Below are 12,132 nucleotides of genomic sequence, written 5' to 3' on the forward strand. Positions count from 1 at the left end.
GTCGTGACTGTAGATACTGCAGCAGCGAACTTGCTTGGTCCGATTACAGTACCGGATGACTTAAATGCTGATGGCATCATCAATGCATCAGAACTTGGCACAGATGGCAGCTTTAATGCCCGTGTAGCGTTGGGTCCAGATGCAGTGGTAGGCACAGTCGTAAACGTTAACGGCACTGACTACACAGTAAGTGCAACTGACTTGACGAATGGCTATATCACCGCAGCAATTCCTGTAACTGCAGATGGTCCAATTACCATTCATGCCCAAGCAGTGGATTCACAAGGTCATATCAGCAGTCCAGCAGATGTAATCGTGACTGTCGATACTGTTCCAGCGAACTTACTTGGAGCGATTACAGTACCGGATGACTTAAATGCTGACGGTATTATCAATGCATCAGAACTTGGCACAGACGGTAGCTTCAATGCGCGTGTAGCGTTGGGTCCAGATGCAGCGGTAGGTACTGTTGTGAATGTCAATGGTACTGACTACACAGTGAGTGCAACTGACCTTGGCAATGGCTATATCACAGCAGCGATTCCTGTAACAGCAGATGGCCCAATTACCATCCATGCCCAAGCAGTGGATGCGCAAGGCAACATCAGCAGTCCAACAGATGTCACTGTAACTGTAGATACCACACCAGCTGATTTAATCACTGCGATTACAGTACCGGATGATTTAAACATTGACGGCATCATCAATGCATCAGAACTTGGTACAGACGGTAGCTTTAATGCCCGTGTAGGATTAGGTCCAGATGCAGCGGTGGGTACAGTTGTAAATGTTAATGGCACTAACTATACAGTCAATGCAACTGACTTAAGCAATGGTTATATCACTGCTGCGATCGCAGTAACTGCAGATGGGCCAGTGACTATCCATGCCCAAGCAGTAGATGCGCAAGGCAATATCGATAATGCTACTGATGTCACAGTAACTGTGGATACTACGCCACCAGACATTAATGCTGCTGCAATTGCGATTAATCCGATTACAGGTGATAACATCCTTAGTCCGGTTGAGACTGCAGGTACAGTAAATATTACTGGAACAGTGACTATTCCTGCTGATGCAACTGTTACCTCGGTTGTTGTTAACGTTAATGGCACGGATTATACGGCTGTAGTAGATCCGGCGAATGGAACATGGACAATAGGTGTACCTGGTAACCAGCTTGTAGCTGATACTGATTTGACAGTTGATGCAAAAGCAACCTTTACGGATGCTGCTGGCAACAGTAGTAACTTGCAAGCTACTCAAAGTTATACAATTGCAAGTTCTTCTATCATTGCATATGACAACTTTGATACAGCTGTTCTTGCTCCACAGCCATTACAAATCGCAAATGATGCGGCTCTTGGTAGTAAAACTTACTTGGCGCTTGTATCACTTGCTGGACTTAACTTACAGCTTGGTTCTGAAGCGGTTAACTTTAATGTAGCTGCCAACCAAGAAGGTAATGCGACATTTACCTACAGTGCTTTAATAGGGGTTAATGCTCTATCTGATTACTCATTAGTTGTACAAAAATTTGATACAGCTACTGGTCAATGGACTTCTATATATGGCGGTGGTCAAGCAGATATTCTTCACCTGACTTTATTAGGTTCTACACCAGGTGTTGTTATCGATGGGCTTGAGCAAGGTCAATATCGTGCCTTTATGACTTATAACGGTCTGGCAGGTATTGGTTTACTAGGTACATTAACAGGTACTATGGACATTTATGATACAACTCAAATCGGTGGTTTCTATACAGAAGCTGCAGATGGTAATGTGATCGTAGATGTTAACTCAAACGGTCAAGCTGATGTCGTAACTCCAAATACAGTTGTGAGTGAAGTTAATAACCAACCTGTTCTTGCTAATGGCACAATCATTAATGGTACATACGGTACATTGGTGATTAACCTTGATGGTTCATACACTTACACTCCAAATCAAAATGCTTCTGGAGTTGGACAGGTTGATCACTTTGTATATACGTTAAAAGATTCTGTAACTGGTGATGTAGCTCAAGCAGCTCTTAACATTCAGTTAAGTTCTGTCAAAGCTGCAGATAACTTGGCAGTTGCTGAAATTAATCCGGAATCTTTACTTGTTGCGAATGACGTAGCACTTGGTAGTGCAAGTTATGTAGCTGCAATATCGTTAGCAGGTCTAGATTTACAGCTCCTTGGTAACCCAACAGTTGCATTCAATGTGGATGCTGACCGTCAAGGTACTGCGACATTTACATTCAGTGGTTTACTCAACGCTGGTGTATTGAATGATTATTCGATTGTTGTTCAAAAATATGATGCTGCAACAGGACAATGGGTATCTATTGGCGGAAATAACCCACAAGCGACTTTAGTTAGTCTATCTCTAATAGGAGGTACTCCAACAGCAGTCATTGAAGGGCTAGATCCAGGACAATATCGTGCATTTATGGGCTACAGTGGTCTACTAGGTGTGGGTATTGGTGGTACATTGACAGGTACAATGGATGTGTATAACCCATATGTTGTATCTGGATATTCAGTTGATCCGATCTCTGGTAACGTCATCAAAGATGCTGGTATTAATGGTGCAGTAGATGCTGCAAGTAATAATGCAGTGATCTCAGCAGTGAATGGAAATGCCGTTAACGCAACGGGTACAACTACAATCACTGGTACTTACGGTACGTTAGTGATTGATCAACATGGTAATTATACCTATACACCAAATGCAGATGGTCTAAACCTTGGTAAAGTTGATCAGTTCTCATATACGTTACTAGACCCAGCAACAGGTAATACATCTCAAGCTGTCTTGTATGTCCACTTGGATAGTAACAAGGTTGCTATGACTTGGAATGCAGCAGATCCATCTCAGCCTGCAGTAATTACAGGTCATGTTCCAGTTGATGCAATGGATAACGTTGCTTCAGCAGCAATTGACATGGTTTACCCAACTACACAACAAGTTCTTAGTAACGCGATTAGTTATAACTGGTTGTTAGGAGTTGGCGGAGTCGTTATTGGCTCTAAACAAGGTACAGCAACCTTTAATGTAGCTGAAGGACATGTGTCTGAAGCCATTATCTCGGTTAACTTTGGTTCAGTAGCTACAGTTGTTGATGGTTTACATGTGGTATTAACACGAGTAAATCCAGATGGTACTCGTACAGTAATTGCAGATAGCGCGAATACTGGAGTGCTTGACCTATTAGGTATCTTCGGCTCTGAAGTGAAATTCAAAGTTGATAATTTAGGTTCTGGTAGCTATGAGCTATTTATGGAAAGCAATACGCTTCTAACAGCTCTAGGTAGCGTCACAGCAAGTATTACTTTGAATAATGGTGATATTACTCAAGTACCTAACTTGGTTGTAACTCCGGTTACAGGCAATGTTCTTTCAGACGACAACTCGGCTGTATATGGACCAAATTATACGCCAGACTACATTACGACTACGACAGTTGTGACTTCTGTGTCTTCTGAAACAGGTAATACGCAGGCTGTGAATGTAGGTTCATCAACTGTTATTGTTGGTGCTTATGGTTCCTTAACGATTAATGCTGATGGTACTTATAGTTATCAAGCTACAGCGAACACACAAAATATAGGAAAAGTTGATAGCTTTACCTATACAGTGACAGACCCAGTAACTGGTAGAACAGACACAGCAACATTGCATATCCAAATTGGTTCTCCAGATGTGAATATCACTTGGAACAATGCTAACCCTGGTGCAGATGCAGTAATTCCGTTACCTGTAGCAAATGCTGATACTAATCATGCAACTGTTAGTATGAAACAAGTGACTGATGCAGTTGTTGATGTACCAAGTGGTAACGTATCGCTTAGTACATTACCTCCAGTTTTAAGTAGTACAGTGACATCGAACCAATTTGTTGTTGCAGCTAATACTGTTACTGATGTACATGTTCAGTTGAACTATTTAGCATCTTTAAGCCTGTCTGTTTTACCAACGACTGGATATAAGATCCAACAATTTGTTGGGGGAGCGTGGGTTGATACAGTTTACTCAGGTTCTGCGACCGCTTTGGCAGGTATTTTAGGTGCACCAGCATACTCAGCTGATGTATCTCATTTATCTGCTGGTACTTATCGAGTGGTATTTAGCTTATCTAGCTTACTTCCAATTGGTAATATGTCACTTGATTCAGTTGTAACGACCAAAACAACCCATCTAGATACTTATACACCTGATGGTCAGTCTGATTGGATTCACGGCAATATCTTGTTAGGCGATACAACTGGTGGAGTTGCAGATACTTCAGCTGCTTCTCAACTATATGTTGAAGTTACACCAGGAAATTACCAAATTGCTGCTGGTCAGGCGATCAATACAGGTGAAGGTACGTTGTATCTCTACCATGATGGTTCGTACTACTATAAAGCTCTTGATACTGCGGCAAATGCTACGATTGATACGATTAACTACAAACTCGTATCGGTGACTGGTGCAGAGTCAACTAGCACATTAACGATCAACTTAAGTCAAGAGTTGAATAGCCTAGCTGTAAGTACAGGAGCAAATGATACATTTACGCTTGGAAATGGCTCGGATACCTTGATTTACAACACGTTGACTGCTGCTAGTGTGAATAGCCCAACAGGTGGTAACACAACTGCTGGTGGTGTAGATACATGGACTGATTTCCATGTAGGTAATACAGCAACTGATAGCCAAGCTGATAAGATCGATATTAGTAACTTGTTACTTACTCATCCAAACAGTTTAACCATTGGTCAGTATGTATCTGTAAGCTATGACGCTGCCACACAAAACGCCACCATTAGTGTAGACCGGGATGGCTTAGGTTTAACTTATTCAAGTACGCAATTGTTGACGATTCATTTGGATCAAGCTAGAACATCATTAACGCTTAATGATCTTCTTAACAACGGTCAAATTATCTACTAATAGATAATTAACCAAATAAAAAAGAGAACCCTAGGGTTCTCTTTTTTTATGTTTAAACAATACGTTAACTGAGCTTTTAAAGAGTTCATGCTATGATGTATTGAAAATTTTATAGAACAACAAATAACGAATAGGGACTTAATTCGAGTGTCGGTATTTCTAGACTTTAAAAGACAACTTAAGCTTTGGTTGGAACATTTCTTTCAGCATGTTTCAGACTTTCCGGAAAAAACAATTTTGTTTATATCATTTGGTCCTAAAGATCAAAGATGTAGTGTCTGGCATACCGAAAAAACAGCTTTTTCACAAGCAACTATACAGTTATTCGATTTTATTAATAGACAGTTTTCTCCAGATCAACTTCCAGACTATATAAAAATTGATGTTGCGTACAACCTAGAAAAACAAAGTTGGAGTCAAATAGAACAACTTGTTCATCATCAATTTCATAATAATCATTACCGCAGAGGAATTGCATTTGATGAAGCATGTTCGGTGGTTTTTCTGGAGCAAGAGATATATGGCAAAGCTATTATTCGAGGTTTGAGTTATGACAAACCTAACTTTTTTGATGAAACCAATCTTAACTATGCAATTAAGCAAAAATATAACGCTACTAAACCACAAATTAGACTACAAGAGCTGCAAGATATTTGGACTTTCGATACCTATGCAACTTTTTATGAAAATGGGCAGTTTATTAATTTAGCAAGCCGTTATGATGCAAATGGTATTAGAGGTATTGCGACCAATAAAAAGCTGCATTTTAGAGAGCTCATTGAGAAAAATGCAGCGTTTTTGCACAGCCAGATTCAAGAAAATGGCAAATTCATTTATGGCTATTTTCCTGCCTTCGATCGAGATATCCGCAACTACAATACTGTACGTCATTGCACATCACTTTATGCACTATTAGAAACTTTCGAATTACAAGATAAACCTGAGTACTGGCCTAAAATTATTGCAGCAATTCAATACGCTCTTACTACTTTCTATAAAGAAAAAGACTCTACAACTGCTTTTATGATTGATGGTAAAGAAGGGGAGTTTGAAATTAAATTAGGTGCAAACGCAGCAGCTATTTTAATGTTAACGAAATATCAGGAAATTACTCAAAAAACAGATTATTTAAAATATGCAGAGAAACTTGCAAATGGTATTTTAAAATTAGTTGATTCAGATGGATTAACTACTCATGTATTAAATTATCCAGACTATGATTTAAAAGAAAGGTTTAGAATCATTTATTATGATGGAGAAGCAGCATTAGCTTTACTCAGGTTGTATCAAATAAATAAGGATGAAAGATTATTAGACACTGTTAAATTAATGTTTGAAAATTTTATTTATAAAAGATATGAAAAATATCATGATCATTGGTTAAGTTACTGTACCAATGAGCTTACAAAAATATGTCCTGAAGAAAAATATTTTATTTTTGGTTTAAATAATTATTTAAAACATTTTATTTTTATTCGAAATAGAAAAACAACGTATGCAACTTTGTTAGAAATGCTAATGGCTGCTTATAAAATGGTAAATCGTTTAAAAGAGCAAGGCCATCAAAAACTTTTTGAACAAGCTTATATGCACGAATTAAAAAAACTGATTACATTTCGGGCCGAATTTCAAACCACAGGTTTTTTCTATCCGGAAATAGCGATGTACATGGCGCGTCCAGATAAAATATTGCATGCTTTTTATGTACGACATGATCGCTTTAGAGTAAGAATTGATGATCAGGAACATAACTTGTCTGGCTACATTGCCTACGTAAAAGATTTCGAAGGAGAGGGGATATGACTGATCCTCTATTTGAAATTAAGCTGCTAGCCTCTCTTGATCATGCTCAATTTGAAGAGGCAATTTGGACATTTGAAATTGATGGAGACATTTCTACTTTATTATTGATTGATTATGCATTAGAACAATTCCATCAAAAAAAAGTTCAAGCTGATAAAGTCTATCGGGTTTCTGAACAAAAAAATAAGAAAATTGGTGAACAATATTTGGGCTTGGAAAAAAATGAATCTTATACATTTGCCCAGCTTTTACAATTCGTAATTTTTACTCAGGCAAATGATGTTAAAGATGCCTTAAGTAATATACTGTTTGATTCCGTTGAGCAAGCTCAATTGATCTTGTCTAAAAGAGCGGAAAACTACAAATTAACTTTAAAAGCACCTAATCAATTAAAAAATCTATTTTTGTTGGCAAAAAATATTTATAGCTATCCAGCCGAGTTAAAGAACCTTTTCTTTATCAAAACACTTTTTTTTAAAAATAAAGTATATCAACCGATTACGCCTTTGCTTGCTCATCCAGTACTCACCTCGGTTTTATATCTCTCACATACCTTTAGACAGATTTATATCACTTATTCCGAACAGAATCAGAGCATTGGATTTTTCTCTTTTTTAGATGATATTCACCGTCTTGAGCATTTGGTTCCGTACTACCATTTTTTTCAAGAAAAGTATGTCGAGGCAAAAAAATGTTCTTCTCAAACAGGCATTATCAATATTCTGGGAGATACCTATTTCGGTGAAATGTACACTGAAAAGCGTAAGTCTAGAGGACAAACAGATGCTTTACAGCAGTATGGATATCACTATTCATTTGAAAAAATACAGCCATTTTTAGGTAAAAATGACATAAACATAGCTAACTTTGAAGCAGTCTTTTCTTTAGAAAATCAATCGCCGTTAAAAGATAAAAAGCCATTCATTCTAAAAGCCGACGCTAAAAAAACATTAGAAGAGTTTAAGAGCATTCATTTGAATTATTTGGTGTTGGCGAACAATCATCTGAAGGATTATGGCGATGAAGGGTTGGCCCATACATTACAACAGTTGGATCAGGCGAGTATTGCTTATATTGGCGCTGGACTGAACCAAAAAGATGCTCACAATTACTTTGAAATAGCTTTTGAAGCTAAGCACTATGCGATTTTTAATGGTTATTGGCATAGAGACAGTGCTTATCTAGACTATGATTTCTATGCACTAGGGGCAAGAAGTGGAGTAGCTTGTTTAAATGGTGTTTTACTTGAACAAATAATGCGTTATAAGCAGAATCATCCAGAGCGCAAAATTACTGTTATTTGTCATTGGGGTATCGACTTTATGCCTATTACAAAAGACCAAACTAAACTCGCGACTATTCTTACTCAAGCAGGAGCTGATCTTATAGTTGGTCATGGCGCTCATACTATTCAGCCAATCCAGATCATCAATCAAAAGCCTGTTGTGTTTGGTATTGGTAATGCTGTGTTTAATAGTGATGGAGAATATGAACAGCAAAATGCTTTGCCATTTGGTTGTATAGCCAAACTCGATTTGGCAAATGACTTACTTCGTCTTTATCCAATTTATACGGATAACTTAAAAACTTTTTGGCAGCCGTATCCAGTAGATATTGAAGATTTCTCAAAGGCCAGTACTTATATGACATCTTTACTGACCCATGAGAATTACATGACATCCCAAGATAACTTGGGGAGATATGTTGAAATTAAATTTTAAGAATATTGTTTATAAGTTGATAAGATGGTTTGAAGCTGTGTTTGAGTAAACCCCAAATTTCTTAAGCCGCCACTGCCTAATTTACACTCAGCACTGGCCATAATATTGGTGGGGGTGGTTTTAGTTGCATTAGGTACACATACATGTTTTAAGCCGAAAGCATGGCCCATTTCATGAATACTACCCGCTTGAATATTGTAATTTAATCGATTCCAGTCTAATAAAATAAAGGGTTTTCCACTATTACGGAATGTACGACTAGTAACATCATCAAATTCTAAGTTTTTTGAATACGCATCGTATATAAAGACTATGACCTCTTTACGTGCTGTTCGTTTAGGAAAGCATGCATTCACACTTGCAGGGATCGAGCCTATAGAAATAGGACGAGCTTGGTTTATTTCATTACCAAGTTCGCAATGCATTTTTGAAAAATCTTGGTAAGAAATATAACGGTTTAATTTGAAATTAAAAATTTTATTGCCTTGGTCATCTAAATAATATTTATTTAAGATGCGGACTTCTTTTCGCATTTGTGTAAGGTTATCAAAACGTGCAGCAGAAGGATTGTCTGTAGTAAAAACGAAAGTAACTGGAACTACAGGTCTATTATTGGCAGGTTCCTCTGATAAATCTGGCGTTTGTAGAGGAGGGCGGGTCGTACAAGAAACACACAGAAGTGTCCCTGTAATCATCAATAAGGTTTTTTTCATATTCATCGCAATGTCTCTGCATATTCTTTTAAAGAGATTTAAAGTAAATTTTTATATGATATGAACGATGTCAATTTTTATGGATTCCATTTTGACAACTCAGTATGAACTACATCGACAGATTTTAGAAGTCATTGCTCTAATTCCATATGGAAAAGTAGCAACTTACGGACAAATAGCACGTATGGCAGGGTTACCTAAACACGCCAGATTAGTAGGTTATGTTCTTAAGCATCTTGATGCAGATCATCAAGTTCCTTGGTACCGTGTTATTAACTCACAAGGTAAAATTAGCCTAAGTAAGTTTAATGAAAAAGGTGAAAATGTTCAGCAGTTAAAGCTTGAAGCTGAAGGAGTCTATTTGTTGAATGGCAAAGTGAACTTAAAGCAATTCGCATGGCAACCTTAAAATTATTAATAGAGAACAAATACAAATGCAGAATTATAAATGGCAGAGTCTAGCCATATTATTACTAGGTTTAACAGTGCAATCGAGTTTTGCAGAGCAGGCTATTTCAGCTCAACCTTTTATAAATGTGAAAGTCTCATCACAAGATATACATTCGATTTGTCAGCAGTTAAGTCATAAATGTAGCGATGAAGCTAAGCTATGGAAAGTAAAAAACACACAAGATCAGATTTATTATTTAATAGATGAAACTCCACAACTTGCTGAAGTTAAAAAGCAAAATAATCAATATACAGTGCTGAATCAGTGGAATTTTAAAAATTATGAACATAGTAATAAAGAGCCACATTCTGATGATTTAGGCCCTAATGGACTCAAAATCTTTCCAGCACTATATCCACTCAATAAAAATGAGCATGCAATAGCAGTGCTAAACACATGGTTTACTGGTTATTCTGGAGGAGGGCGTTTTGAGGAAAACGCTGATTTTATTGAGCTTAAGTCTAAAGGGCAGTATCAAGTTGCCTTAAAAGATATTAATTTTTCTTCAAGTAAAATGATTCGAGCATGTTTTTCAGAACAAGAGTATAAGAAGTCACCGCATTGCCATGATGAAACATGGATGACATTAAATATTAGGTTTAAAGATATCGGTCAATCTTACTATTTATGGCAGTTAAATTATAAAAATTATTCTTGGGATGCTTTTAAAAGTAAAAAAACAATAACAGTTGAGCAATCAAGAGAAGACGTTATTCCTTTTAAAAAATAGGCGCCTATCTGGCCGAATTGAGCCAGACAGGCATTTTTTAGCGAACAATTAAAACAGGAATATGGCTTTCACCTAAAACTTTTTGTGCAACACTTCCTAATACAAGTTTTCGTACGCCTGTACGGCCATGAGAGCCCATTATAATCAAGTCAGCATTAAGCTCTTGTGCAGCTTGAATAATTTCTTCATGCACAACGAAACCTTCAAGTAATTTGGTTTCTACGCTAAGACCTTCTTGTAAAAACTGTTGTTTGGCTTGTTCTAAAATATCAAGTAAGTATGTTCTAGTCCGCTCAATTAGTTCATTAGTTTGACCAGTCTTTACATAAAGATCTGCAATAATTGGATCAAGTGCCATGACCTGTACGATAGTAATTTTACTATTTAATGCTTTGCCAAGTTTGATCGCTTCTTTCATAGCGACCATAGATGTTTCAGAACCGTCAATTGGTACAAGAATATGTTGGTATAACATGAGAATGTTCCTTATTGTAATGATGCTTATTTATTCAATACTTTATACTTCTTTTCTTACGATTTAAATTCGGCCACGTAATCATTTGTGATTTTTAAACAAGAAAAACTTGAGAATATATTTTACTTATCTCTTAAATTTTCAATATGGATTGTTAAAGCATCAATATCATCAGTTTGCAAATATTCACGCATTTTTAAAACTTGTTTTTCATCTAAATCATAAAGTTTTAAAGCAAGTAGTTTGTCGATTTGTTCTTGAGGAAAACGGTATTTAATAACTTTTGCCGGAACTCCACCTACAATTGCATAGGGTGGGACATCTTTTGTTACGATGGCTCCAGTTGCAATAACAGCACCTTCACCAATTTTTACACCTTGCATAATCATGGCACGGCTTCCAATCCAACAACCATCTGCAATGATGGTGTCGCCAACTGTTAAAAAACTGCGGGTATCAAAAGGGAAAGTCGAAATCCAGTCTGGTCTATGAAGCTGATTACCACCCATCATAATCACACACTCAGCGCCAAAACATACAAAATTACCAATATAAAGCTGATCGATTGGTTTATCGGGAGTAGATGGTTTGTCGTGTAAATAGCGTACGACACAGCGTTCAAAACCTTGATCCCAGTAGGCTGAGTAGTAAGAATAATTACCTTTAATATGGATATTCGGATTTTTTACAGTTTTGGAAATAAATTCAAATTCGCACCAATGGCGGACAGGGGAGCTAATTAACTTTTCAGCCATAAGGAAGATATAAAAAAGGGAATAAGTCATTATACCGAATTGCGATTCAAGCTGAACCAATAATCTCAGTTCAGCTAATGAATCGAATACTAAAGCACGTACTAATTTGTCTTCATTACTTATGAGGAATACGTGCAATGACTTTAATTTCAAAATCAAAACCCGCTAACCAAGTTACGCCAACAGCTGTCCAGTTGGGATAAGGCTTTTGTGTAAAGATTTGATTTTTAACCTTCATAATACTTTCAAACTGCCGTTCGGGATCCGTATGAAAGGTAGTGACATCAATAATATCATCGAAAGTGCAACCTGCTGCTTTCAATGTCTCTTCTAAGTTTTTAAAAGCTTGTGTTACCTGTTTTTCAAAATCAGGTACAGGCGAGCCATCTTCAAGGCTACCAACCTGCCCTGAAACAAAGAGTAAATCTTTCGATTGAATTGCGGCTGAATAGCCATGCTGTTCATATAAGGCATGACGATTTTGGGGAAATATTGCAGTTCTCATCAGGTTTGTTCTCCTTCAGTATTTAACTTCTAATCAATAAATGTCGGTTAATTTTC

At 37.2% G+C, this 12,132-nt stretch carries 9 protein-coding genes; 5 read left to right on the top strand and 4 right to left on the bottom strand.

The features are described from left to right. The 3 genes from J678_RS19585 to J678_RS19595 all read left to right on the top strand — a co-directional run. Positions 1 to 4,923 (top strand): type I secretion C-terminal target domain-containing protein (locus J678_RS19585; protein ID WP_050675889.1); only part of this gene is annotated, 4,923 nt, incomplete at its 5' end. A 147-nt stretch (positions 4,924 to 5,070) separates the two neighbouring features. Continuing rightward, entirely contained in the window at positions 5,071 to 6,726 is a 1,656-nt protein-coding gene (locus J678_RS19590) for a poly alpha-glucosyltransferase (protein WP_017394292.1), read from the top strand. Continuing rightward, positions 6,723 to 8,447 (top strand): CapA family protein, encoded by a 1,725-nt coding sequence (locus J678_RS19595; protein WP_017394291.1) that lies wholly within the window; start codon positions 6,723 to 6,725, stop codon positions 8,445 to 8,447. Before J678_RS19590 ends, J678_RS19595 begins: the two co-directional genes overlap by 4 nt. On the opposite strand, the gene J678_RS19600 is transcribed toward J678_RS19595, so the two are convergent. Beyond that, positions 8,444 to 9,160 (bottom strand): metalloprotease, encoded by a 717-nt coding sequence (locus J678_RS19600; protein WP_017394290.1) that lies wholly within the window; start codon positions 9,158 to 9,160, stop codon positions 8,444 to 8,446. The genes J678_RS19595 and J678_RS19600 overlap by 4 nt on opposite strands. A gap of 79 nt (positions 9,161 to 9,239) precedes the next feature. Here J678_RS19600 and J678_RS19605 point away from each other — a divergent pair, with 79 nt between their 5' ends. Then, a complete protein-coding gene (locus tag J678_RS19605) occupies positions 9,240 to 9,569 on the top strand; it encodes an MGMT family protein (RefSeq protein WP_004707331.1) in 330 nt (109 codons plus the stop codon). 25 nt (positions 9,570 to 9,594) lie between these two features. Then, entirely contained in the window at positions 9,595 to 10,341 is a 747-nt protein-coding gene (locus J678_RS19610; protein WP_017394289.1) for a hypothetical protein, read from the top strand. Positions 10,342 to 10,378: 37 nt separating this feature from the next. Here the strand turns inward: J678_RS19610 and J678_RS19615 are convergent, their stop codons facing one another. The 3 genes from J678_RS19615 to J678_RS19625 form a co-directional block, all read right to left on the bottom strand. Next, on the bottom strand, positions 10,379 to 10,816 hold the full coding sequence (locus J678_RS19615) for a universal stress protein (protein WP_004885516.1): 438 nt from the start codon (positions 10,814 to 10,816) through the stop codon (positions 10,379 to 10,381). Between the two features lie 122 nt (positions 10,817 to 10,938). Then, a complete protein-coding gene (locus J678_RS19620; protein WP_017394288.1) occupies positions 10,939 to 11,571 on the bottom strand; it encodes a CatB-related O-acetyltransferase in 633 nt (210 codons plus the stop codon). A gap of 115 nt (positions 11,572 to 11,686) precedes the next feature. After that, on the bottom strand, positions 11,687 to 12,076 hold the full coding sequence (locus tag J678_RS19625) for a RidA family protein (protein ID WP_002048554.1): 390 nt from the start codon (positions 12,074 to 12,076) through the stop codon (positions 11,687 to 11,689). Positions 12,077 to 12,132 lie beyond the last annotated feature (56 nt).

Origin of the sequence: Acinetobacter sp. 1424608 (assembly GCF_000588255.1) — a bacterium.
Taxonomy (GTDB): Bacteria; Pseudomonadota; Gammaproteobacteria; order Pseudomonadales; family Moraxellaceae; genus Acinetobacter; species Acinetobacter nosocomialis.

Coding starts and splice junctions, on each gene's coding strand:
- J678_RS19595 (WP_017394291.1), top strand. CDS start 6,723: ATGACTGATCCTCTATTTGAAATTAAGCTGCTAGCCTCTCTTGATCAT.
- J678_RS19600 (WP_017394290.1), bottom strand. CDS start 9,160: ATGAAAAAAACCTTATTGATGATTACAGGGACACTTCTGTGTGTTTCT.
- J678_RS19605 (WP_004707331.1), top strand. CDS start 9,240: ATGGATTCCATTTTGACAACTCAGTATGAACTACATCGACAGATTTTA.
- J678_RS19610 (WP_017394289.1), top strand. CDS start 9,595: ATGCAGAATTATAAATGGCAGAGTCTAGCCATATTATTACTAGGTTTA.
- J678_RS19615 (WP_004885516.1), bottom strand. CDS start 10,816: ATGTTATACCAACATATTCTTGTACCAATTGACGGTTCTGAAACATCT.
- J678_RS19620 (WP_017394288.1), bottom strand. CDS start 11,571: ATGGCTGAAAAGTTAATTAGCTCCCCTGTCCGCCATTGGTGCGAATTT.
- J678_RS19625 (WP_002048554.1), bottom strand. CDS start 12,076: ATGAGAACTGCAATATTTCCCCAAAATCGTCATGCCTTATATGAACAG.